Source organism: Rothia sp. ZJ932 (genome assembly GCF_016924835.1).
Taxonomy (GTDB): domain Bacteria; phylum Actinomycetota; class Actinomycetes; order Actinomycetales; family Micrococcaceae; genus Rothia.
Map to the genome: position 1 here is coordinate 1,749,020 of NZ_CP070480.1, position 22,569 is coordinate 1,771,588.

The 22,569-nt window shown below is 49.0% G+C and carries 24 protein-coding genes; 10 read left to right on the forward strand and 14 right to left on the reverse strand.

Going from position 1 to position 22,569, the window contains the following annotated elements; genetic code table 11:
- Positions 1 to 27: 27 nt before the first annotated feature.
- From JR346_RS07960 to JR346_RS07975, 4 genes are all read left to right on the forward strand, one after another.
- Positions 28 to 1,281 carry a YveK family protein gene (locus tag JR346_RS07960; protein WP_205482170.1) on the forward strand — a complete coding sequence of 418 codons (1,254 nt, stop codon included), beginning with the start codon at positions 28 to 30 and terminating at the stop codon, positions 1,279 to 1,281.
- A 44-nt stretch (positions 1,282 to 1,325) separates the two neighbouring features.
- Positions 1,326 to 1,775, forward strand: a complete 450-nt coding sequence (locus JR346_RS07965) for a UDP-N-acetylglucosamine--LPS N-acetylglucosamine transferase (protein WP_204877367.1) — start codon at positions 1,326 to 1,328, stop codon at positions 1,773 to 1,775.
- Positions 1,776 to 1,805: 30 nt separating this feature from the next.
- Positions 1,806 to 2,420 carry a glycosyltransferase gene (locus JR346_RS07970; RefSeq protein WP_205482171.1) on the forward strand — a complete coding sequence of 205 codons (615 nt, stop codon included), beginning with the start codon at positions 1,806 to 1,808 and terminating at the stop codon, positions 2,418 to 2,420.
- Between the two features lie 152 nt (positions 2,421 to 2,572).
- Positions 2,573 to 3,073 carry a DUF2505 domain-containing protein gene (locus JR346_RS07975; RefSeq protein ID WP_205482172.1) on the forward strand — a complete coding sequence of 167 codons (501 nt, stop codon included), beginning with the start codon at positions 2,573 to 2,575 and terminating at the stop codon, positions 3,071 to 3,073.
- Positions 3,074 to 3,206: 133 nt separating this feature from the next.
- Here the strand turns inward: JR346_RS07975 and JR346_RS07980 are convergent, their stop codons facing one another.
- From JR346_RS07980 to rfbB, 9 genes are all read right to left on the reverse strand, one after another.
- Entirely contained in the window at positions 3,207 to 4,364 is a 1,158-nt protein-coding gene (locus JR346_RS07980) for a glycosyltransferase (protein WP_205482173.1), read from the reverse strand.
- A gap of 60 nt (positions 4,365 to 4,424) precedes the next feature.
- On the reverse strand, positions 4,425 to 4,844 hold the full coding sequence (locus JR346_RS07985) for an adenylyltransferase/cytidyltransferase family protein (protein WP_205482174.1): 420 nt from the start codon (positions 4,842 to 4,844) through the stop codon (positions 4,425 to 4,427).
- Positions 4,845 to 5,057: 213 nt separating this feature from the next.
- Entirely contained in the window at positions 5,058 to 5,510 is a 453-nt protein-coding gene (gene sufU / locus JR346_RS07990) for a Fe-S cluster assembly sulfur transfer protein SufU (protein ID WP_205482175.1), read from the reverse strand.
- A gap of 35 nt (positions 5,511 to 5,545) precedes the next feature.
- Positions 5,546 to 6,847: a SufS family cysteine desulfurase gene (locus JR346_RS07995; RefSeq protein ID WP_205482176.1), complete on the reverse strand. Its 1,302-nt coding sequence runs from the start codon at positions 6,845 to 6,847 to the stop codon at positions 5,546 to 5,548.
- A gap of 133 nt (positions 6,848 to 6,980) precedes the next feature.
- Positions 6,981 to 8,045 carry an acyltransferase gene (locus JR346_RS08000; RefSeq protein ID WP_205482177.1) on the reverse strand — a complete coding sequence of 355 codons (1,065 nt, stop codon included), beginning with the start codon at positions 8,043 to 8,045 and terminating at the stop codon, positions 6,981 to 6,983.
- Entirely contained in the window at positions 8,035 to 8,631 is a 597-nt protein-coding gene (gene pth, locus JR346_RS08005; RefSeq protein WP_205482178.1) for an aminoacyl-tRNA hydrolase, read from the reverse strand. The genes JR346_RS08000 and pth overlap by 11 nt, the downstream gene beginning before the upstream one ends.
- A 149-nt stretch (positions 8,632 to 8,780) precedes the next feature.
- Positions 8,781 to 9,473, reverse strand: a complete 693-nt coding sequence (locus tag JR346_RS08010) for a 50S ribosomal protein L25/general stress protein Ctc (RefSeq protein WP_204877375.1) — start codon at positions 9,471 to 9,473, stop codon at positions 8,781 to 8,783.
- A gap of 394 nt (positions 9,474 to 9,867) precedes the next feature.
- Positions 9,868 to 11,289: a dTDP-4-dehydrorhamnose reductase gene (rfbD, locus tag JR346_RS08015; protein ID WP_205482179.1), complete on the reverse strand. Its 1,422-nt coding sequence runs from the start codon at positions 11,287 to 11,289 to the stop codon at positions 9,868 to 9,870.
- Positions 11,290 to 11,292: 3 nt separating this feature from the next.
- On the reverse strand, positions 11,293 to 12,291 hold the full coding sequence (rfbB, locus tag JR346_RS08020; RefSeq protein ID WP_205482180.1) for a dTDP-glucose 4,6-dehydratase: 999 nt from the start codon (positions 12,289 to 12,291) through the stop codon (positions 11,293 to 11,295).
- Between the two features lie 74 nt (positions 12,292 to 12,365).
- Here rfbB and rfbA point away from each other — a divergent pair, with 74 nt between their 5' ends.
- From rfbA to JR346_RS10515, 4 genes are all read left to right on the forward strand, one after another.
- Entirely contained in the window at positions 12,366 to 13,226 is an 861-nt protein-coding gene (gene rfbA / locus JR346_RS08025) for a glucose-1-phosphate thymidylyltransferase RfbA (protein ID WP_204877378.1), read from the forward strand.
- A 107-nt stretch (positions 13,227 to 13,333) separates the two neighbouring features.
- Entirely contained in the window at positions 13,334 to 14,752 is a 1,419-nt protein-coding gene (locus tag JR346_RS08030; protein ID WP_205482181.1) for a polysaccharide biosynthesis tyrosine autokinase, read from the forward strand.
- 64 nt (positions 14,753 to 14,816) lie between these two features.
- A complete protein-coding gene (locus JR346_RS08035; RefSeq protein ID WP_205482182.1) occupies positions 14,817 to 15,680 on the forward strand; it encodes a nucleotidyltransferase family protein in 864 nt (287 codons plus the stop codon).
- A gap of 3 nt (positions 15,681 to 15,683) precedes the next feature.
- A complete protein-coding gene (locus tag JR346_RS10515; RefSeq protein WP_255521871.1) occupies positions 15,684 to 15,974 on the forward strand; it encodes a PqqD family protein in 291 nt (96 codons plus the stop codon).
- 53 nt (positions 15,975 to 16,027) lie between these two features.
- Here the strand turns inward: JR346_RS10515 and JR346_RS08045 are convergent, their stop codons facing one another.
- The 4 genes from JR346_RS08045 to JR346_RS08060 all read right to left on the reverse strand — a co-directional run bounded on the left by JR346_RS08045 (position 16,028) and on the right by JR346_RS08060 (position 20,490).
- Complete coding sequence (locus JR346_RS08045) at positions 16,028 to 17,170, reverse strand: glycosyltransferase (protein ID WP_205482184.1); 1,143 nt, start codon at positions 17,168 to 17,170, stop codon at positions 16,028 to 16,030.
- A 23-nt stretch (positions 17,171 to 17,193) separates the two neighbouring features.
- Complete coding sequence (locus JR346_RS08050) at positions 17,194 to 18,138, reverse strand: glycosyltransferase family 2 protein (protein WP_205482185.1); 945 nt, start codon at positions 18,136 to 18,138, stop codon at positions 17,194 to 17,196.
- A gap of 258 nt (positions 18,139 to 18,396) precedes the next feature.
- Complete coding sequence (locus JR346_RS08055; RefSeq protein WP_205482186.1) at positions 18,397 to 19,452, reverse strand: glycosyltransferase family 4 protein; 1,056 nt, start codon at positions 19,450 to 19,452, stop codon at positions 18,397 to 18,399.
- A gap of 24 nt (positions 19,453 to 19,476) precedes the next feature.
- Entirely contained in the window at positions 19,477 to 20,490 is a 1,014-nt protein-coding gene (locus JR346_RS08060; protein ID WP_205482187.1) for an acyltransferase, read from the reverse strand.
- Between the two features lie 222 nt (positions 20,491 to 20,712).
- On the opposite strand from JR346_RS08060, the gene JR346_RS10630 reads away from it, so the two are divergent.
- Together JR346_RS10630 and JR346_RS10635 are read left to right on the forward strand one after the other, a co-directional pair.
- Positions 20,713 to 21,108 (forward strand): transposase family protein, encoded by a 396-nt coding sequence (locus JR346_RS10630; protein ID WP_205482188.1) that lies wholly within the window; start codon positions 20,713 to 20,715, stop codon positions 21,106 to 21,108.
- Positions 21,074 to 21,487, forward strand: coding sequence for a transposase family protein (locus JR346_RS10635; protein ID WP_205483934.1), 414 nt, complete (start codon positions 21,074 to 21,076; stop codon positions 21,485 to 21,487). Before JR346_RS10630 ends, JR346_RS10635 begins: the two co-directional genes overlap by 35 nt.
- Positions 21,488 to 21,497: 10 nt before the next feature.
- Here the strand turns inward: JR346_RS10635 and JR346_RS08075 are convergent, their stop codons facing one another.
- Positions 21,498 to 22,529, reverse strand: a complete 1,032-nt coding sequence (locus tag JR346_RS08075) for an acyltransferase (protein WP_205482189.1) — start codon at positions 22,527 to 22,529, stop codon at positions 21,498 to 21,500.
- Between the last annotated feature and the right edge of the window lie 40 nt (positions 22,530 to 22,569).

Sequence of the window (22,569 nt, forward strand, 5' to 3'; positions counted from 1 at the left end):
ACACAAGACTCAGGAGAGTGGTTAGTAATGGCGAAGCCAGAACCCACCTACTCAACCCGCCTACGAGCGGCTAATCTTCAACGCGCTAATGAGGAGTTTGCGGTCAAGCCGCTCTCACTCATGGAGCAGTTTCGCAAGGTGAAGCGCCGCCTGCCGATCTTCTTGGCTGCGATTATCGCGTGCATGCTCCTAGCTGCTGCACTCGGTTTGTTCGTCAAACCCAGCTACGAGGCAAAAACCACCCTAGTGGTACACCAGTTGCCTGCTGACCCCAATAACACCGCAACGGTGGGTCAGCGCGTTGATATCGATACTGAGTCATCCATTGCTGGCTCAAAGATTGTCACCCAAGAAGCAGCTGAGCGGGTGGACGCTGGTAACGCCTCTTTGCCCAGCGATTTGCGCGCTAACTTGCAGGTATCCGGTCACTCCCAAACAGCAATTATGGACATCTATGTGACCGATGCGAGCGCACAGCGTGCAGCTGATTTGGCGAACGCAGTAGCACAAAGCTACCTTGATCAGCGCTCAGAAAATATCGAAAAACTCGTTGAGGGTTACCAGGCAACCATCGAGTCACAGATTGATGCCACCTCGTCTCAGGCGGCGAAAACTGCCCTTGAAGAACGCCAAGCGCAGATTGCAATTACCTCGGTCTACCCCGGACGTATTATTTCACCGGCAGCGGCACCCACCGTGGCTGAGACTCACGGTACGCCTATCTACTTGCTCATTGGTTTGGTGGCGGGCAGCCTCATCGGTGCTTTCGCGGCTTTTTTCGCTGACCGCCGTGACCCCAAGGTTTCTTACCCTGACCGTTTTGAGGAAATAGCAAACCGTCCGGTGTCGCTGGTTTCCTCGGCAAATCAGGCAGAAGGCATCCGCCGTACTCTGCGTCGTATCGGTGCTCCCGAGGGTGATTTAGCGGCAGGTGGAATCAACGGTATTACGATTCACTCCAACGAGCCACGTCTTTCCAGCATCGTGTATGAACAGCTCAAGCAGGTGTTGCCCGCTAAGAGCGTCAACTTTGCCACCGCGTCCGCCTTCGAAGCTATCGAATCAGGGTCATCGGTCAAGCGCGTTATTGCCGCTAAAGCACCGCTGGTTGTTGAGACTTCGGCGAAGACTGAGCTTTCCAAACTTATGCTGGCGGCTGAAGGCACAGGCGTTATTTTCATTATTGCGAGCGCTGAATCAAGTTATAAGGCTTTGCGCGATCTTTTCGAAGCGGCTGATTTTGAAGAGGGCACCATTATTGTGCCGGTGTTCTTGACCTAACGGGCATTCTCATCGACAGGTTTTATTTCAGGGGATCAGGGGATATGAAAATTATATTGGTAGCCAGTGCTGGGGGGCATTTGGCGCAGCTTATTGCACTTGATAAGTTTTGGAAGCAGCATGAGCGTTCATGGGTAACTTTTCGGCTTCCTGAGGTTGAGGCTGCGCTGAGCGGTGAGAAGGTGGACTGGGCGTATTTTCCGACCACGCGCAATATTCCCAACGCGATTCGTAATCTGGGGGTTGCGTGGAAGGTCTTGCGCAGGGAACGCCCGGATACCATCATTTCGTCTGGTGCCGCTGTTGCTGTTCCTTTTTTCATCGTGGGAAAGTTGCTCGGCATGAAGACTGTGTTTATGGAGCCCTACGACCGTATTACGATGCCCACTCTTAGCGCCCGGATGTGCTACCCGATGACTGATTTGTTTGTGGTGCAGTGGGATGAGCAGCAGAAGGCTTTTCCCGAGTCGGTCAATATCGGTGCGGTTCTCTAGGGTCACCTGCTATATAAGGAAGTTGTATTTATGTCTGATCAGTTAGCGGACGATGGCGTTCGGACCTATGACCTTGTGGTGTCGGTGGGTACTGATTATCACCATTTTGATCGTCTGGTGGGGTGGGTTGATGCCTATTTGAAGAAGCATCCGGAGCTCACTTGCCTGTTTCAGCACGGATTTACTGCTCCCCCACGTGTAGCTGAGGGTGTAGAGCGTATGCCACGCGCTGAGCTGTTGAAGTTCTATGCCAAGGCTAAGGTGGTTGTGGTTCAGGGCGGCCCCGGTTCTATTTTGGACGCGCGAGAGGTGGGCGCTATTCCTGTGGCTGTTCCACGAGTGGCTGAGCTTGATGAGGTGGTTGATAATCATCAGATTGAGTTCTCAAAGATGATGGATGAGTACGGTGAGGCTCATCTAGTTGAAAGCGCTGAGGCTCTTGAAAAGATTTTGGATCAGGCACTTGAAGATCCGAAGTTGGTGCAGGGTGAGGTTCGCTTGCCGCAGCGGGATGTTGCGTCCGATAACCTGACGCGGGCTCTTGACGAGATGGTGGTGATCGACCGGTCACAAGAGCCTGCCCGTTTTGCCCGCAGGTTCGCGCACGTTGTGGTGGGTTTTGTCGCCCAGAAGATGAAGAAGTAGAGGGTATAGGCCCCACTGGTTATTGGTCTCACCGGTTGCTGGCGGGGTTTTCTTGTACGCTGTGGGGTGATGGACGCGTGTTTGCTCTGTACCTGCTGGCAGGTTTGGTTAGTATGGGGTGAAAGTCTTTTAGCCTGTTGAAAGGAACTCTCGTGGCTATTTCAGAGAACGTTGTTGTGAACGCGCCCTTGGAGAAGGTCGTCGCCGCTTTTGCAAGCGAGGATTTCGCGCGTTTTGTGTCGGACCGTTTGGGAATTTCTCTTGATTCGTTCTCCGTTGATGGAGACACCGCAGGTGCTTACACCGCTACTGCGCAACGTGGTGTGCCGGCTGATCGTGTTCCCGATATGGCAAAGAAGTTTGTGTCTAAGGGTCTCTCGCTAACTCAGACTGACGCGGTGTCAGCTCCTGCTGCTGATGGTTCACGCACTGTTACCAGCGACATCAAGGCTGGCGGTGTGCCCATTAGCGCAACCGCTACCCAGAAGCTCACCGCTGATGGTGATAAGACCGATGTTGCTGTGAGCGGTGAGGTCAACTCATCAATCCCCTTTGTGGGTGGCAAAATCGCTAAAGCAGCTGAGCCTTTCGCGGGTAAAGCGCTGACCAAGGTTGCACGCTCCCTCGAAGAGTGGATTGCTAGCCAGGGCTAGGCACAATAAAATACTTACATCTCCGAGGCTAAACTTGTGGAGAGACAAGAAGAGGATGCTCACCAATAGGTGCTAAGCGTCCTCTTCTTTTTTCAGTCAACAAGATGCACTCTTGATGCTCTTTGTCTGGCCTTTAGCGGTTTCTCTCTACAGAAATTGTGTGAAAAATTTTCTCCCATTTTTCAACGATCTTTTCAACCGAATTCTCCGCTATTTTGCTGAGTCCTTGGCGAGCCTTGGCTTCTCGAAGCTCAGGAGAGGTCATAGCTTGTTTAAGTGCTTCTTCGAGAGCTACCTGTGTATCGTTATCTGCCAGAAAACCTGCTCCTTCGACAAACTGGTTGAGACCTGGTGAGCACGGGGTCGCTACAGTGGGTGTGGCACATGATGCCGCTTCTAGAATGGTCATCGGCAGCCCTTCGAACCGAGATGACATAAGGTTCAGATCAGTTTTTTCCCATATCTGCATTGCTGTCTTCGAGTCGACGGGACCGTTCAGTAGAATCTGATGTTTGTTTTTGCTGCTTTCGATGAGAGTTGCCAGCTTATCTCGGTCGGCACCCTCACCGTAGATATTGAGAGTCCATTGCGGAAAGTCATGAGCGATAGCATCAAAAGCGCTAATAGCCAGTTCAAGCCTTTTTTGGTAGGTGAATCTGGTAATACATGAAATTGTGGCCCCTCTCTTTTCTGCCACAATCGACTGCACATTTTCAGATTGTAATATTGGGTTTTCTATAAACCCTATCTCTTGACCAAAATACTTGCTAGCACTCTCAGCATCTTGGCGGGTGAGCATCAATATTTCATCGAAGACATCCAACAATCTTTTCTCGACGCTAGGCAACAGCGATTGAATATATTCAGAGTCAAACGCCATGTGCATTTGATGGATAAAGAGAGAATCGCCGCCCAAACGCCGGATAAGCTTGATGGAAGACACAGCAGCTTCTGCGGAGGCGAAATTCGTGAAAACGAAAATATGACCTTTTCGACGAGGAAGAATGTACAAAAGCATTCTCAGATCAGCGTATAAACGCCAAGCTTTCTTAACTATTTTCTTTAATTTTGCAGAGCTAGTCCATAGAATCTTATGTGAATACTGAAGGTTGTATACTTGTTCACGAAAAATATAAGGAACCTTACGTGCAATTTCAAATGAGGGGTTCTCCGGAGCCTTGAAAAAACTGAAGAACTCAACATTGTATCCAGCGCCCTTAAAACCAGCACTCAGAATCCTCAGCGCAGTGTCAATACCACCGACAGCGCCGACTCTGTCATCGACTAACACAAGGTTTTTTCTCATATACTTGGTCCTCATAAGTTGCGTACATCCAATTTTATTTTACCTCTATTGAGCGTTGAGAGCCTCTAACGCAGCTCGCAGTTTCGTTGATGAGGTGTGGGCGGTGTACGGAAAGTACACAACGTTCACGCCCACTTCAGCAAAGCGCTGCTCAAGATCAAGTCCGCGAGGGGTACCTTTCCAGTCATCGCCTTTGAAGAAGGTGTTGAACCGGACGTCCTGCCAGGTCTCTAACTTATCAACTACCGTTTCGGCGCGTACCTCATCCACGAAGTCGATGTGGCTCACGATTTCCATGCGCTCGGCAAGGGGAACAACCGGCAAACGGCCTTTGGTGAGTTCAAGCATCTCATCAGAAACTACCCCGGCAATGAGATAGTCGCAGTGTTTCTTAGCTTCTCGCAGAATATTGAGATGCCCCACATGAAAAAGATCAAAAGCTCCTGCTGCGTAACCGATATTCATCAATTCCCCCAGTGCGTGCGCTGTGTGCAGCGCGGTCAAACATATTAAGGCTACGGTAGCGGCTTCCCCAAGTGCTACCGAGCCTATCGAAAAAGTATTGTTTTTTACTGTACGCCACGGGCAGGCTAGTCTGCGGTGACTGGCGCTCATAAGTGCTGGCGGTATTCAGCACTTTTTCAAGTGCACAGCCCAACCAGTGGTGTCTCTACACAGCTAGGAGCGAGCTGCCTCCTTGCTTGCTTCTTCAGCAGCTACCCACCCGAGCATGGCGCATTTAACACGCGCGACGAACTTTGAGACTCCGGCAAAAGCGGCGGCGTCCTCTAGCACCTCTTCGTTGGGCTCAATGGTGCCGCGGCTACGCAGCATATCTCTGAACTGGTCAATGAGGTCTTGAAGCTCCTCACGGCTTCGCCCCGGAGCCATCTCTGAGAGCACTGAGGCAGCTGCCATAGAGATAGAGCAGCCGTCCCCCTCCCAAGAGATTTCTTTGATTTTTAAGCAATCTTCGGTGAGGGTTACCCGCAGGTTGATTTCATCGCCGCAGGTGGGGTTGTACTGATGATTATCAGCGCTGGGCAGCCCCTGAGCTTCGGTGAGACCCTCCCCTGATCGCTGTTTAGAATGGTCGAGGATTATCTGCTGATAGAGCATATCAAGTGACATAGTTTTTCTTTTCTGCTGAGAAGAGTAACGAGATTTTACAGACCAAAGTAGCTGCGTACCTGTGACAACGCATCGAGAAAACGGTCGATGTCATCGGTGGTGTTGTAGATGTAGGTGGACGCGCGGGTTGAGGCGGTGATGCCAAGGGCACGGTGCAACGGTTGAGCACAGTGGTGCCCCACGCGAACAGCGATGCCCTGAGTGTCGAGTAGCTGACCGACGTCATGCGGGTGTACCCCGTCTACGTGTATGGACGCCAGACCAGTGCGTTCCTCACCCGCCGCCGGTCCCAGCAAACGCACCCCTTCTATCTGGCTGATACCCTCGGCTAAGCGCTGCCCCAGAGTAGTCTCCCACGCGTGGACGTTCTCCATGCCCAAGTGCTCCAAGTAGCGCACGGCTTCAGCCCACGCCACAGCCTGAGAAACACGCTGGGTACCGGCTTCAAATTTGATGGGAGCAGGCATCCACTGTGCCTCAGTCATGATCACCTTGGTGATCATAGAACCGCCGGTCAGAAAAGGAGGCATCGCTTCTAGCAGTTCGTTGCGTCCGTAGAGAGCACCAATTCCGGTCGGGGCGAGCATCTTGTGGGCCGAGAAAGCTGCAAAATCTACGCCCAAGGTTTCGAAGTTAACCGGTGTATGGGGCACCGACTGGCAAGCATCGAGCACGGTGAAAGCCCCGTGTTTCTGTGCCAGCTTTACCATAAAATCAACATTCGTTACCGAACCCAGCACGTTTGAAACGTGGGTGAAAGCAAGAATCTTAGTGCGGTCGGTGACGATTTTTTCAGCGGCATCGTAGTCGATGGTGCCATTCTCTAGCAAAGGAATGTGTTTAAGAGTTGCCCCGGTACGCGCGGCGAGAATCTGCCAGGGAATGATATTGGCGTGGTGCTCTAGCTCGGTGGTGACGATTTCGTCGCCCTCCTCTAGGGCAAACTGGCGTGCGGTTTCTCCTCCAATGCCGGCGGACGCATTGCCGAAAGAATAAGCGATAAGGTTTAGCGCTTCGGTAGCGTTGGAGGTCCACACCAGTTTGTTCTCAGCTGCCCCCACGAAACCGGCGACTGTTGCACGCGCGTCCTCGAAAGCGTCCGTCGCGTCAACTGCTAGGCTGTGTGCCCCACGGTGTACGGCAGAGTTTTTGCCCAGGTAGTAGTCACGTTCAGCGTCGAGTACCTGCAGGGGGTTTTGGCTGGTAGCACCAGAGTCAAGGTAGACCAACTGATGGTCGAAGACCTGTTGGTTCAGAATGGGAAAGTCCTGACGGATGCGCTCCACTGTCTCGTTATTCAGCGGGGTTGCCGCCGCTACTTGGTACTTTTCACTCATTCTATACACTTCCGCTTCTCTGTATTCCCATGATGCTGCCGGCACGAAACCTACCGCACAGTCCTGACTACCAGCTTAGAACCTGAGTCGGGCTAGGTGGTAGTGAGGTTACGCTGATTTACTTCTGAATAGCCTAAAATCTGCTGGGCACCAACCGTTTAAGCCCCAAAGCCGGTTTCTCTATAAATCGCCATGAAAGATAAGCAAAAGGAAGAGTCAGTATAAAAGTCAGAAGCATGTTTATTACTACATGCAACTGTTCCGACCCAAACGAAATAAGAACTTGCTGAACAGGGAAAGCGTAGATGTAAACTCCGTAGGAAAGATCATTTCTGTAGCCCCAATAAACTTTTATCACAGAAGCTAAGCCAAGCAGGGCATAGACATATAAAATTTCAAATCCGTAGAGATAACCTTTTAAATAAAATGCTGCAATGATAAAAGTTATAAACACACAGCCCCAAACAGCCAGCTGATTAATTTTTATTTTATCTCCCCAAATATAAAAGAGGCTACCCGCTAAGAACATTGGGGCTAGGCGTGCGAATTGCCAGTACATATTCATAGTAGTTGCATCAACATGTTCAAGTACGGGTCGCATGAATTCAAGTACGGGTCGCATGAACAGACTACCTAGAAATAAGACGGTAATCAGAGTTTTCTGATACTTTTTTACAAAAGGAATGAAGGCAACTGGCATGAGACAGAGGTACGCCACAAACTCATACCATAGAGTCCACGCCGAACCATTCCAAGTAGCATTGGGGTTGCCTCCCAAAGTACCTTCTATGCCCCATTGAAGTTTATACAAGTCAAAATTATTGAGAACATATGAAACAGCTGAGCTCTCAGATAGTCTTGCGTCATCTACGAAAAATAGGTGTACTGGCACAAAGAAAATGAGGATCATCAGCATAGAAACCCAATATCCTGGAAATATCCTCAGGAATCTCCGCCAGAGGTAAGATAAAGCCCCCCCTCTTTGAGCACTAGCCAATATTAGAAATCCGGAGGCACAAAAGAATAAGTCAACTGCCATTCCTGATATAAACTCAATTTTAGAGTCCAGATTACTAGTCAATGGATAAGCATGACCAATGATTACAAATGAAGCCAAGATAAATCTCAAAAAATTGAGAGAATTCTTACCCCGCAAGATTGTATCATTTATGGTCGGTGAGCTCTGATTAATCATCATTTTTGTTCCCTGCTGAATGAAACTGTTGCTGGGTCGCTACCAATCCTTTTTCAATGAGCATGCGGGTGGCATCCGCAGCGTTAGAAATCAGGAGAGGCAAAGATTTCGCTTCGGTGGAGCTGAAGGGCTTGAGCACAAAATCGGCTGTGTCCATGCGTCCGGGAGGGCGGCCGATGCCGGTGCGAACACGGTAGTAATCCTTAGTACCCAGGGCCTTAGAAATATCACGCAGACCATTATGGCCGCCCTCACCACCACCAATTTTCAGCTTAACGGTGTCAAAGGGAATATCGATCTCATCGTGAATAGCAATCAGGTGGTCCGGGTCGATGCCATAGAACTGCGCCAGCCCGGCAACAGGGCCACCAGAAGTATTCATATAGGTCAGCGGTTTGGCCAAAATAACTTTGGGTCCGCCGATGCCTAGACGACCCTCGATTACTTGGGCACGGGAACGGTGCCGTTTGAAGCTACCACCCACCTCACGTGCCAGCTCATCAATGACCATTTGCCCCACATTGTGGCGGGTCTTCTCATATTCAGGGCCAGGATTACCCAAACCAACAATGAGCCATGTATCAGCCATACCTGTCGCTTTCTTTCTACCTGTTAAAAGGTCTAAAAACTTCACGTTCACCAGTCTAAACGCAGATTCCATATAAAGAAGCCCGCACCCACCGGTGGGTGGATGCGGGCTTATACACAGTAATTACCTACTGTAAACTCAACAAGTTATTACTGCTTGTTGTTGTCTGAGTCGTGAGCTTCACCAGCCTGATCTGATTCTTCAGAAGCGGGCACGATGTCGCCATCTACTGCATCTGCATCGTCAACAGGGTTGCCTTCAGCGTCGGTGTCGCCTTCTTCACCGGGCTCGGGTACGTCGAGTACTGCAGGCTCAGCAATGTTAACAACAATTGCTTCCTCGTCAGTCAGCAGGGTAACGCCTTCGGGCATGACAACGTCAGCAGCGGTGATGTGCTCACCTACTTCGCGGCCTTCGATGTTGATTTCGATAACCTCGGGCTGCTTGATAGCGTCAGCTTCAACCAGCAGAGCGGTCATTTCGGTGTTAGCTACAGCGCCTGCTGCTACTTCACCCTCAACGTGTACGGGGATTTCAACCTCAACACGCTCGCCGCGCTTAACGATCAGCAGATCCATGTGCTGAATTTCGGGGCGGATAGCGTGACGCTGGATGTCCTTAACCATTGCCAATACTGACTCGCCTTCGATATCGAGATCGAAAACAGCGTTGGGGGTACGTGCTGCAAGAGTGGTCTCATGACCGGGCAGAACAACGTGCTTGGGTTCTTCGCCGTGACCGTAGATTACTGCGGGAATATCGCCTGCCATACGAATACGGCGTGCGTAGCCCTTACCGAATTCTTCGCGAATGGTTGCTGAAAGCTTGTATGCACCTGACATGGGTGTCTCCTTCTATATTTTGGTTGCATGAACGTACTGCGCCAAGAGATGTACTGGCGCCAGAGAGTGCGTCTCTAACCATAAGCACCAGCGTCCTGCACCCAAAAGATTCAGGGACGCGTGTGCTCGCCAGCCACCGTCAGTTTCGGACCTGCGTTCGCCCGCAATTTTCATTGAAGTGTTACAGTCCACTGCCTTGGCTTGCCTGAGCAGTTTTCTGTCAACCAATTTTTGTTTCCTCGCATACTCGGAAAATTGGTTCACAGCTACTTTGGCTTACTGCCCATTGTGGTGGGCAACTTGTTAAGTATGCCTGAGATGGCAGGCGGTCTGCAAGATATATGAGTAAAGAAACATCGTGCCCCGCCTGTCAAGGAGCGGGGCACGAGTTATTTTATTGGTTTTTCGCCAAGTAGCTTTCCAGTGCTATGCCGTGATCGCGCGGCGTGAAACCTGCTGCGATAATCTTTGACAGATTCATCGCTGAGTTAGTGGGGCGGGGCGCGAAAATCTCAGACTTGGCAAAGTACTCGGCGGTGGTTGTCTCAGAAACTCGCGTAGCATCGTGTCCAGTCAGTTCAAAAACCTTCTGTGCAAGCGCAGCCCAGGTAACGATATCGCCGGTATTCGAGACGTGATAGGTACCGTAGTTTGCCTGTGTTTTGAGCAGGTGCAAAATCGCTCCTGCAAGGTCTTCGGTGAAGGTGGGGCGGCCGTGCTGGTCAGCTACTACTGACGGGTTGATTCCGCGCTCAGCAAGAGACTTCATAATCTCAACAAAATTCTTACCTTCACCTATCACCCATGAGGTACGCACGATGTAGTGACGCGGTGCAACAGCTACTGCTGCTTCACCTGCCGCCTTCGACTGGCCGTATACGCCCAAGGGAGCTAACGGTGCGTCCGCTGTGTATTCTTCGCCCAGTGGTAAAGATCCGTCAAAAACGTAGTCGGTTGAGACGTGCACCAGCGGAATGTTAGCTTCTCGGGCAACGGCGGTGAGCGCGGCGACACCGGTAGCGTTTGCTGCCCATGCGGCAACACGCCCTTCTGAGGTTTCAGCGGTATCGACAGCTGTGTAGGCTGCGGCGTTGATGATTGCGCTAAAGGAGTGCCAGTGGAAAGTACCTTGCCAGGACGCCGGGTCGGCGATATCCAGCGTCTCGCGGGTGGTTGCGACGAAGGGTATTTCGGCTACTTCAAGCTGGCGTACCAATTCTTTACCGAGTTGCCCTCCAGCCCCAACGACCAAAATCGGTGCGGGCTTGACCGCAACGACGTCAGTAAGGTGAGGGTGGTTTTTGTCCTTATCAGAGAGTTCAGCTTGATCCAGTGAAATGGGCCAGTCAATGGCTATCGTCTCATCTGCAAGGTTCAAAAAGGAATACTCGCCTTGGGCATCTGCTGACCAGTGGTCATTAACCACATAGGTGTAGGCGGTGTTGTCTTCGAGGGTCTGGAAAGAATTACCGACACCGCGGGGTACATAGACTGCGGTATCTGGTCCGAGTTCCACGGTGACGGTCTTGCCGAAAGATTCGCCCTCCCGCAGATCCACCCAGGCGCCGAAGATTTTACCGGTGGCAACAGAAACGAACTTGTCCCAGGGCTCTGCGTGTATGCCGCGGGTGGTGCCAGCAGCTGCGTTGAAAGAAATGTTGTTCTGCACCGGGCCAAAGTCGGGCAGACCCGCAGCAACCATCTTTTCGCGCTGCCAGTTTTCTTTGAACCAGCCGCGGTTATCGCCGTGAACAGGCAGGTCAATAATGAGTAGGCCGGGAATCTTAGTTTCGTGTATTGCGAGTTCTTTTGCCATGTTCTATTGACCAGCCTTTGCGTACTTTGCCTCAACCTCGGCTTTGAGAGGCTCCCACCAAGCGCGGTTTTCTTCGTACCACTTGATGGTGTCAGCTAGACCAGCTTCAAAGTTGGTGAACTGCGGTTCCCAGCCTAGCTCTTCGCGCAGTCGGCTGCCGTCGATGGCGTAGCGCAGGTCGTGACCGGGGCGGTCAACAACGTGCTCAAAAGCGTCCTCGGGCTTACCCATGAGACGCAAGATGGTACGCAGTACGGTGATGTTGTTTTCTTCGCCATCTGCACCGATCAGGTAGGTTTCACCAATTTTTCCCTTTTCGAGAATGGTGTGTACTGCCGATGAGTGGTCGGACGCGTGAATCCAGTCGCGCACGTTCAGCCCCTCGCCGTACAGTTTTGGCTGAATGTCGGAGAGAATGTTGGTGATCTGACGCGGGATGAACTTCTCGATGTGCTGATAAGGACCGTAGTTATTGGAGCAGTTAGACATTGTTGCCTCAATACCGAAGGAACGCACCCAGGCGCGCACCAGCAGATCGGAACCTGCCTTGGTAGAAGAATAGGGAGATGACGGGTTGTAAGGAGTTGTCTCGCTGAACTTCGCCGGATCGTCCAGTTCAAGATCACCAAAGACCTCATCGGTGGAGATATGGTGGTAGCGGGTCTTGTGGGCGCGTACTGCCTCTAGCAGGGTAAAAGTACCGATGAGATTGGTGTGAATAAAGGGGGTGGGGTCGCTGAGGGAGTTGTCGTTGTGTGACTCAGCTGCATAGTGAACAACGGCGTCCGCCTCTTTAACCAACGGTTCAACAGCATCGCGGTCAGCGATATCGCCCTTCACCAGTTCAAACCGGCTAGCGTCTAAGCCTTCAAGAGATTTCTCATTAGCGGCGTAGGTCATCTTATCGAGAACCGTTACAGAGTGATCTGTGTTTTCAAGTAAGAAGTGAACAAAGTTAGAACCAATAAAACCGGCGCCGCCGGTCACAAGAATATTCGACATGTAACCAATGCTACTGCTAAATTGGGTGAATTTTGCAACGAAAATTGGTGGCGTCTGTGACAGAATATTTTCTTATGAAGGGAATTATTCTGGCAGGCGGAACCGGTTCGCGCTTGCACCCCATTACTTTGGGCATTAGCAAGCAGCTTGTACCGGTCTATGACAAGCCCATGATCTACTATCCGCTTTCAACATTAATGTTGGCGGGTATTCAGGACATCCTGATTATTACGACTCCCGCAGACCAAGATCAGTTCAAGAAACTCCTGGGAGACGGTTCTCAGTACGGTGTTCGCTTGACCTACAAGGTTCAGCCTAGCCCCGATGGTCTGGCGCAGGCGTTTCTCTTGGGAGAAGAACATATTGGTAACGACTCGGTAGCGCTGGTTTTGGGCGACAACATCTTTTACGGTCCCGGACTTGGCGCCCAGTTGCGTAAGTACACTGCTGTAGACGGAGCCGCTGTTTTTGGCTATCAAGTTGCCGATCCATCGGCGTACGGCGTTGTTGATTTTGATGAAAACTTCAAGGCACTCTCCATCGAGGAGAAGCCAGAAAACCCCAAGAGTAATTACGCGATTCCAGGGCTCTACTTCTACGACAATAAGGTCGTGGAATATGCTCACAGCATTAAGCCCTCACCACGCGGGGAGCTAGAAATCACCGACCTCAACAGAATGTACCTCGATGAGGGCAAGTTACAGGTAGAAGTACTCCCCCGCGGCACAGCTTGGCTCGATACCGGAACTTTCGACTCCTTGGCAGATGCAACGAGCTTCATTCGAACCGTTCAGGCACGCCAGGGTCTTTCGATTGGCTGCCCCGAAGAGATTGCCTGGCGTATGGGCTTCATCGATGAGGCACGTCTCTCGGAGTTAGCACAGCCTTTGGTTAAGAGCGGATACGGAAAGTATCTACTTAATCTGCTCAAATAATTTTCTTTACCCCACCTCGCAGGTCTATCTGGTATTAGTATTAAAAGCCGGTGCCATTTTGTGAACAGCTCTGCGAAGCTTCGGCTTATTTAAGGAATCCCTGATTTATGACAATTCTAGATTTTATTCGCCTGACGCGGGCGAACTTAAAGTACCTGCTAGCAGGTCTCCTCATCGGTGCGCTACTAGGGCTTGGATACTCTCTTCTTCAGCCAAAGGTCTACGCATCTTCCTCGACCGGTTACGTAACAGTTGCTGGGTCTGCTGGCATCGGTGACGTTATTTCAGGTAGCTCAGCAGCAAAAGAGAAAGCTGCCGGTTACCTTTCGCTCGCCAACAGCCGCGCAGTAGCAGAGCGTATTGTGGAGCAGCATCCTGAGCTCAATATGGATCCCAGTGAAGTAGCTGGACGACTAACCGCAACACAGGACTCTGCTTCTGCCCTCATTAAGGTTCAGGCAACTGGTAATACCCCTGAAGATGCCCAGGTTCTTGCTAACTCTGCTCTAGAGTCAATTGCGTTCGTAGCTAATGAGCTTGAGGGCAGCAACGCTGTTCGTGTTGTGCCGCTTGAAGATGCTCTGCCAAACCAGACCCCGATTAGCCCTAATACTCTTAGGAATATCCTCTTAGGCTCCCTCGCTGGTTTCCTAGCAGTGTACGGTGCTGTTTTCCTTCGCAAGGCCATCGATACTAAGGTTCGAACTCGTGACGATGCAGTCAAGTCCTCAGGTCTTGGGGTTCTTGGTATGCTACCTCAGTCTGATGACCTCGACGGAGCCAAGATCCTCCATGAGACAGGCAACCATGTCTCGCAGGAGTCAATTCGACAGCTTCGCACTAACCTGCGTTTTGTGAACGTTGACAACCCTCCCAAGTCTGTTCTGCTTACTTCATCTGAACCAGGCGAAGGTAAGTCGACTGCAGCTTCAGCTCTTGCTCACGCCTTAGCAGAATCGGGTCAGCCCACCATCATCATCGATGCTGATTTGCGCCGCCCCACTGTTGCTAAGAAGTTCCGCATTGACTCAAAGGTTGGTCTAACCGAAGTTATTGCTGGTCAGATTGAGCTTTCAGAGGCTGTCAAACAGTTTAAAGACTCGCAGCTCTTCATTCTGCCCGCTGGTCGAATTCCCCCGAACCCCTCCGAACTTTTGGGGTCGGATAAGATGCGCAGCCTGATCCGGGAGCTATCTGAAGAGTTCATGGTAATTATCGATGCACCCCCGGTGCTGCCGGTTACTGACGCTGTTCTGCTTTCTAACTCCGTTGATGGCGTGGTGTTAGTTGTATCTGTAGGCAGCACCAGTCGCGAGCACTTGCAGGAAGCTTCAAATAACCTGCAGCAGGTTGGCGCAAAACTCATAGGTCTTGTACTCAACCGAGTACCTACTGGTGGTTTCGGTGGCGGTTACTATGGCTTCGGTTACGCTTCTTCAAAGGGTTATACTGCTTACTACGGTTCAGATACATCCAAGAACCAAAAGCGGGGTTTCTCGAAGAAATTGACTAATCGCTCAAAGTAAAAGTTATTATAAAATATGAGGCAGGGCATCATTGCCCTGCCTCATATTCATGGAAGCGAATTTTATGACTAGTGAATCAGCGATGGATGCGAAAAACGCTCAGGATGTACCACTCAAGGCACGCATTACGCTGTCGCACGCCCATTTGCAGCACTTAGCGAATCTCAAGCATGTCGATGTTCTGCATGTCAAAGGCTATGCTTTTGGCACAGACACTTACCCAACAAACCGCACTAGTTCTGATGTTGATTTGTTAGTTCGCCCTGACCATGTAGAAACCTTCATTGAGGTTCTCATCGACAACAATTGGTCAGTGATGACGAGCTTTGAGGCAGGCTCCGATTATCACCATGCTATGACTGTTTACCACCCTACATGGGGGCTAGCTGATATTCATCGGTATTTTCCCGGTTTAGACGAGTCGCCTGCCGTATCTTTTGAGAAATTATGGTCTCAGAGACGCATTAAACCGCTTTCGAATTTTCCGTGTCCTACCCTTTCGATCGTTGATGCTCGCATCTTAGTGTACGTGCATTCCGCACGTTCAACGAGTCCTCTGAAAACCGATGTTCGCTATCTTGAAGACAGATTGCTTTCAAGCGAAAAGGAAGAGATGCAACAGCGGGTCAAAGAGCTAAATGCAGAACTAGCTTTTGCGGCAGCAACGGGTCGTCTCGATGAATTCGTTCACCACCGTGACTACTTATTTTGGAAGACTGCCTCAGAACCTTCACCTGAGACATTGCGCTGGTATGCCCGCGTAAAGACGGCTCGGGGACTGGGGGCTAAGGTACAAACCATCATTAATATTTTTAGAGTTAATAAAGACCATCTTGCGATGGAGCTTGGTCATACGCCCTCACGTGCAGAGGTACGCGCCAGATTCTTCTCACGGTTCGCTGTATTTACCCGTAAAAAGAGGCACTAAACTATGTTGTATTCTAGGCATCGAGCATCTGCCTTTACTCTGCGATCAGATGTTGAAAGTACTGAAAATTTCGAAACTGATTGTCTGTATATAGCTAATTTAGAAACGTCAGTTATTTCGATCATTGACGGTGTGGGAATAGCTATTTGGAATCTCTTAGAGGAACCTATTGAGGATATCGATCTCATTGCGGCTGTCGCTCAGATATTTGGTGAAACGTCAGAGGTAGTAGCTGAGGGCACCCTCACCTTTTTAGAGCATCTTCAAGAGTCAGGTTTCGTTGAGATCCAGTAGCAGCTCATCTAAGATGCGGATACCTTCAATGAGAAGAGGAAAGTCTGCGCTTTCTAGATTTTCTCTAAGTGCTGCTTGATTTCTGTGATGAATCGGTCTTCTGAGAAACTCTCCACATGTTCTTTGATGAGTTCAGCATGCCAAGTCTGAGATTCTACTACTTCTACTGCTTGAATGAGCTGTTCTGGTCGAGCCTCGTCAATAAATATGCCGTTAACGCCCTCACGGATGGTGTCTAGGTAACCACCCGCTCGAAGCGCGATAGTAGGTTTGCCAAATGCACCAGCCTCAAGGGGGGTCAAGCCGAAATCCTCATAGGAGATGGCTATTAGCCCCAGTGAATGCGCGTAGGCATAGCGCATATTAGCGTCTGAGATATCGGAAGCAAAACGGGTGTTGGGGCCAGCAAATGCCTCTAATCTGTCTTTATCAGGACCGGAGCCAACGACAAGAAGTTTCTTTCCGGTCTGCGCAAATGCTTTGACTGCCACTTCTACGTTTTTGTAGGGAAGCAAACGTGAGACAACTAAAAAATAATCTGAGTCAGCAAGAAAATCATCGAGACCATCAATTTCTTGTGATTCTTTACCTATACCGATGGAGTACGGCGGGAATACAACGGGCACATTTTTGTTGTAGACCCGGTGTATGCGTTCTTTAATCTCGGTCGAGTTAGCTAAATACTTACCAGCTCTTCTAACGGCACGATGATCCCACGTTGCAAGCCAGGGTCTCAGAATTTTAAGCGAGATTCTGACGACTTTGCCAGATTCCTGCCCCAAATACTGATTGCTCAGGTAGAGCCATCGAGCGGGTGAGTGGCAGTAGATCAAAGATTTTGCATCAAACATGAAACCGTGGGCCCACCCAGTTGAGGACACTATAGTTTTATCAGCTTTTACTCTCATCAGCTGAGAAAAAATAGGCAGCAGCGGCAGCGCCAGACGGTGATTTTTTCTGAAGATTGAAAACTTATTGAGCGGCGACACTATGATGGTGGCGTCTTTGAATTCTGGGTACGTTGTTTCAGGGTTGTACAAGGTAGTGTAAATCGGTGCCTCGGGGAAAGCCCTATGAAGGGCGAGCACCACACGCTCGGCTCCCCCGCGCTGTGTGAGGTAGTCATGAGCAATAGCTAGGGGAACACGCGGTGAACTAGCTTTGTTTTTGCTCAAGAAGGGAAAACGTACATGCATAGAGGATATTCATCGCTTTCAGTTTAGAATTTTTTGCGTGCCCGGTGGGGGTACCTGCTACCGGCGTAACCTGCTGATTCGACAATGAGTGACACTATTTTCTCACCTGCATAAAATGGCAGTTTATCGATAATTTTGTCTGCGGTTTCTCCCATTATCTTAATGGTAAATTCAGTTTGTATTCTAGCAAACGTTCTCACTGCTAGCCCCCACATACCTGTTGGTCGGAGAGGGGGTAGCGCGTTCTCACCGTGCTTTGCCAGGAATATGTTTCGTGCGGATCCTGAGTAGAGTGCCCGACGAGCTCTGCCTGCTGTTGTAGTCGCGGCGATGTGATGAGTTGTTTCTAAGCTGGGGTCGATAATAATTCGCTTTGTTTCAAGATAAACCTTGTATCCCATATCGACGTCTTCCCAACCGTAGAGTCGATAATCCTCATCGTATCCTCCAACTTTTTCAAAGAGTTCTTTCGTCATCGAGACGTTTCCGGCCCAGTAACGCCACCCTTCATCTGACAGGGTTCTGTATGCGGCTTCTTTGAATTTCTTGTTACGAGCATTACCGTAGACACGTGAATAGGCAGTTTCTGGAAATTTATTATCGTAAATACCTATCACCCCAACTCGCCCATCATTATCCTTGTGGTGAGATATATGGCGGGCAACGTATTCAGGTGACGGCTGGAGGTCATCATCACATCTGATGAGGATCTCCGCATCGGCTGAATTATGACCGGCATTGAGAGCTGCTACACGGCCTTTATTCTCTGGGAAAACAATCATTGAAAGGTTGAGGCTACCTTCATCTATATACTCTTGGATAACGGCTTTAGAGTAATCGATGTCACCATCTACCACAACGATTACTTGGAAGTCTTTTTCCGTTTGCTGTCTGAGCGCATCCAAGGGGTAGTGAAGTTTCGTAGCACCGCCACGTGTAGGAATAATAACTGCTGCCTTATAAGTCATGTTTCTCTCTAAAATTTCAGATGTTATAGCTAATCGGGCATCGAGTACCAAAACAATTATTATCTCTGATTATCCCTCGATACTCATTACATTTTTATTCTAGTCTCTTTAAGTCCTAGTGGAGTAAACTGTTTAGGTAGAACGAGGGTCAATGAGAGTCTAAAGCAGAGACGAAGCATCAACAGCAGGTGCAGTTCATGATGCCCTCATGTACACCGCTATGGTTGTTGCTGCTATGGTGCGCTCTCCACCCACCCTTTATTTTTGAATTTGCTTGCCGCACTGAAGCAGAACTTCATTTACTCTCTGTTTGCCAGCTTCTGGAGAGAAGCTCTCCCGCCACCGCCACAAGCTCTTCTTGAGAGTTTCCTCCAGCAGAGGAGAAGAGTCTCGTAATTCCTGACTGATGGTTGAAATCATCTGAGCCAGTGTTGCTGGATCTGACTGTGGCGCAATCCAAGGGTAGTCTTCCCCTACTACTTCCGGCAAAGCACCCGCATCCGAAACAATCAGAGGAACGCTAGCGCTCATCGCTTCGGCAGCAACGAGACCAAAAGTTTCATCTACCTCTGAAGGAACAACGAGAAGATCAATAGAACGCATAAAAGAGTCCGGACCGACCCAGCCCAATAGCTCCACAGCTTCGCCCAACTTATCGAGTGATTCTTGTACTCGTTGCTGGCTGGTTTCATCTACAAATTTGGCGGATCCACCAATCACGAGACGATACTGAGTCTCCTCCTGGTTGAGTGCGTATAAGGCCTCTGCCAAAGTATGGGTACCCTTAATCTCGGAGGGACGACCTAAAAACCCAACCCTTATTGGATCAGTAGGTTTACCCTTTGAAGCGGTACTCAGCGTATTCGTCCAGTTATGGAAAACGGTACTGCTTTTGATCTTGCGAGCAGTATGCTGGCTAGGCACCAGAGTTGCTGTCGCTCTGTGCCGCGCAAGCATCACAGCATATTTTTGAGCGCCAACAGGAAGTTGGTGCAGGTGAACAATCCGATTTCGCTGCCCCGCAGTTGCTAAGGAAGGAACTAAGCCATTACACCACAACAGCGCATTCCCACGGTGGCGAGAGTTCCACGCTGCTAATTGTGCCATGTATTGTTTACGGTTAGCGGCGGGTAAAGCGATAACGGGGAACCCCTCATCGCGTGCGGCTTCGAGAAGCTCAGCAGGTTCGGAAGGTGCCACAACTGTTACCTGATACTTCAATGATCGAGCTGCACGCGCGATATTAAGAAGCATTACCTCACCACCACCGATATCGCCGTTATTGGTAGCCAGTACTAGCTCGCTAGAATTCATATACACCCACCCTTAAAATATTGCTCATTTTATCATGTTCCTGCATGGACTAGGCATTGATATAGTCCACCTCAAAAACGCATTCTTTGAGAAAAATACGTAAAGGAAAGATAATACAAGCCCGAGAGTCGATGCACATACTAGAACCATAATATCTGACATACCAATTTTGGACAGTAGAACTCGAACAGGCGGAACAAACAAAAGGTGTGCTAGGTATATGGGCAAAGAATAATACCCCACTGTTTCTAGTATCCTAAAATTTATTTTTTGATAAATAATAGAAAATATTAGGAAAACTGCCAACATACCGAAAATTGAAAACAAGATACCGCTGAGCACACTTTGCGCAGTCTTATCTACATCCTGCAAAGTAGGTAGTGTCACCCTTACGCCTTGGAAAAAAATCCAAAAACATACTAAAGTAGCAAAAGTAGCAAAAGAAATGCTTAATAGATTAAACCCTGAATTCTTGATAATAATATTTCCAAATACAGATCCGCCAACAGCAAAGAAAATAAGCGATAAACCCTGCAAGTAGAAATATTCTCCATTGACTCCCCAAAAAAACCAGGCAAGAACCCCAGAACCTAAGAGCGTAAGCATAGCTCTACAGATATTATGCCAAGGCTGAAGGGTAGCGATTGCTGCATAAGCAATTGCTACCCACGGTAAAAACCACAGGTGACCCAGGGGTTTAAAGATGTTTACAACTTCTTGCCATGTAACAGGGGTATTCGCAAACCGCGAGCCTAGAATCTCATATACACCTTGGATGAGAGTCCACACCAGATAGAGGTAAAAAAATTCTACAATTCGCCTAATCAACTTTTGGGAATTTCTTCCGGCACGAAACGAAAATGAGATGTTAATACCGAAAAGAAATGCCAGCAAGGGGAGATGCAAGCTGTAAAGCACAACATGAAGATTCCTAAAGAACAAAGATTCAGAATAAGTAATTCCTGATTGAAGAATCCCCAAGTTTGCATGACCAACCACAACCCCTACTATCGCAAGACCCCTGAGAGCATCAAGCACCTCGATTCTTCTTTTCACTTGCACTATCATTTCAAGATTCCGCCCAATAGACTCTAGCCAACGTTAATACTACTTAAATGAATATATTATTTCCGAATAATGAGGCTTATTCAAAAGTAAGGAACCACCCCGCACCCACCAACTAGACAACGACCCCACCAGCGGCAAAAAATTGAGGATAAATCACTACAAATATTCTCAAAGCCACACCGGAAAAGACCGTTGCCCAACCAGCGTACAACAGGACTAACCAGCCAGCAATTCGCCACACTACTAACAAACCTCAGCCACCATCTCACCTGGGGCAAACCAGGCGGTAGACCGCCAGCGCTCACCCTAGCCCAAGGACTCAAAGCCACCTTACTCTATCACCGCCACAACCTCACCGAAGAGCTCTTAGCAGACCTCTTCGGCACCTCTGAGCCAACGATATCGCGGGGCATCAACACCATCGAACACGCCTTAGAGAAAATCCTCTCTCCACTGAATCGACCTTTGAGAGAAAGTCTAAAAGTCCCTGGCTCATTGGTGGTTGATGGGACACTCATACCCATCTGGAACTGGCGTTCATTAGGTACAACAAATTTCTCAAGGCAAGCACAAAAAGGCTGGTTTTAATCATCAGGTTATCTGCACGCTTGACGGTAAACTCTTAGCGATGACAGACCCGTTACCTGGGGCTAGGCATGATGCATATTGCTTCAAGGAGCACGGGTTGAATCGGTTCCTAGATTCTTCGACTTTGGCTGATAAGGGCTATATCGGGCTAGGGCTGGTGACACCGAACAAGAGGCCTGCTGGTGAGAAACTAGGCAGGAATCATAAGGCAGTGAATCGTCAGATCAATAGGTTGTGTTCGGTCGTTGAGCAAGTCATTGCAAATGTTAAGGCCTGGCGTGTTTTGCACACTGGGTTCAGGCGGCCGTTGGGGTCTTACCGGTGGGTGTTTTCTTCTGGTGCGGGGGTTGGTGTTTTTTGCGGCTGGGGAGACTTTTGAATAAGCCTCTTTATTTTCTAAAAATATCTTTAGACCTCAAACATGGTTTTTCTATATACCTCCAAGAAATCCAAGCAATTGGAATTGTTAAAATTAGAGTCAAAAATATATTAATCACCACACCCCAGTTCGCACTACCAAAAAAGATTAACATCTGCTGAACCGGCCATGCATAGATATAGACACCATATGAAATATCTATCTTAGAAGCAAAATCAGTCTTCACAATAGCACCAAGCTGAAGAACAGAATATGCTATAAATAACTTTGATAGATAGATATAGAAGTCCTGCTCTTCACTCACAAGCTGTAGTGATAACCCTAGGACAAGCGATAAAATTGCATATTCTTTCATTATTTTCAATTTATCAGAATAGACATATATTAAAGATCCCGCCAGAAAATAAGAACCTAAATCGAAAAAGTTTTTAAGAAAAGGAATAAAATTAGGATCTACATTTGAGTAAGCACCAAATCCCATGAGGAGGCAAAAAATAATAGGAACTATAGCCTTTTGATACGCACGTAATCGGGATGACGAGGCAAAAAATACTAGTAACCCGTAAGAAAGTATTTCATATCTAAGTGTCCAAAGCGGACTATTCCATAAACCCGGTAAAGGAACATTGTACGGTGACCCTTGAACGTCCCATCTCCACCAAGGACTTATCAACGAAAAGTTTCCCAATACATGGTTTAACGAGCTTTCGGGACTCCAAGTTTCCCCGGCAACAATTATATTTATGGGAGCAAAGATGAAAGCCACAACAAGAAGTGATCCCCAATAACCAGGGAATATCCTAAGGCCCCTTCTCCACATATAGGAAAAAGGATTCCCTTTCTGGGTACTGTGGAATATCAAAAACCCAGATATAATAAAAAATACGCCTACCGCAAATGAACTATAAGGGAACGCATATCGCTCTGAAAAATTCGCTGTTATTTGCAGACGCGCATGGTCGACTATTACTAAAATAGCCATCAATAAACGAATTATATTTAGAGAGTTTCCTCTTTGCAAAAGTTCAGATTTAAGACTCAATACTTTACACCCGTCTGTTTATAGAGGAAAGTTATTCTGC

Excerpts from the sequence above, each read along its gene's own strand:
- JR346_RS07960 (WP_205482170.1), top strand. The coding sequence starts at position 28 with ATGGCGAAGCCAGAACCCACCTACTCAACCCGCCTACGAGCGGCTAAT.
- JR346_RS07965 (WP_204877367.1), top strand. The coding sequence starts at position 1,326 with ATGAAAATTATATTGGTAGCCAGTGCTGGGGGGCATTTGGCGCAGCTT.
- JR346_RS07970 (WP_205482171.1), top strand. The coding sequence starts at position 1,806 with ATGTCTGATCAGTTAGCGGACGATGGCGTTCGGACCTATGACCTTGTG.
- JR346_RS07985 (WP_205482174.1), bottom strand. The coding sequence starts at position 4,844 with ATGAATATCGGTTACGCAGCAGGAGCTTTTGATCTTTTTCATGTGGGG.
- sufU (WP_205482175.1), bottom strand. The coding sequence starts at position 5,510 with ATGTCACTTGATATGCTCTATCAGCAGATAATCCTCGACCATTCTAAA.
- JR346_RS07995 (WP_205482176.1), bottom strand. The coding sequence starts at position 6,847 with ATGAGTGAAAAGTACCAAGTAGCGGCGGCAACCCCGCTGAATAACGAG.
- JR346_RS08000 (WP_205482177.1), bottom strand. The coding sequence starts at position 8,045 with ATGATGATTAATCAGAGCTCACCGACCATAAATGATACAATCTTGCGG.
- pth (WP_205482178.1), bottom strand. The coding sequence starts at position 8,631 with ATGGCTGATACATGGCTCATTGTTGGTTTGGGTAATCCTGGCCCTGAA.
- JR346_RS08010 (WP_204877375.1), bottom strand. The coding sequence starts at position 9,473 with ATGTCAGGTGCATACAAGCTTTCAGCAACCATTCGCGAAGAATTCGGT.
- rfbD (WP_205482179.1), bottom strand. The coding sequence starts at position 11,289 with ATGGCAAAAGAACTCGCAATACACGAAACTAAGATTCCCGGCCTACTC.
- rfbB (WP_205482180.1), bottom strand. The coding sequence starts at position 12,291 with ATGTCGAATATTCTTGTGACCGGCGGCGCCGGTTTTATTGGTTCTAAC.
- rfbA (WP_204877378.1), top strand. The coding sequence starts at position 12,366 with ATGAAGGGAATTATTCTGGCAGGCGGAACCGGTTCGCGCTTGCACCCC.
- JR346_RS08030 (WP_205482181.1), top strand. The coding sequence starts at position 13,334 with ATGACAATTCTAGATTTTATTCGCCTGACGCGGGCGAACTTAAAGTAC.
- JR346_RS08035 (WP_205482182.1), top strand. The coding sequence starts at position 14,817 with ATGACTAGTGAATCAGCGATGGATGCGAAAAACGCTCAGGATGTACCA.
- JR346_RS10515 (WP_255521871.1), top strand. The coding sequence starts at position 15,684 with ATGTTGTATTCTAGGCATCGAGCATCTGCCTTTACTCTGCGATCAGAT.
- JR346_RS08045 (WP_205482184.1), bottom strand. The coding sequence starts at position 17,170 with ATGCATGTACGTTTTCCCTTCTTGAGCAAAAACAAAGCTAGTTCACCG.
- JR346_RS08050 (WP_205482185.1), bottom strand. The coding sequence starts at position 18,138 with ATGACTTATAAGGCAGCAGTTATTATTCCTACACGTGGCGGTGCTACG.
- JR346_RS08055 (WP_205482186.1), bottom strand. The coding sequence starts at position 19,452 with ATGAATTCTAGCGAGCTAGTACTGGCTACCAATAACGGCGATATCGGT.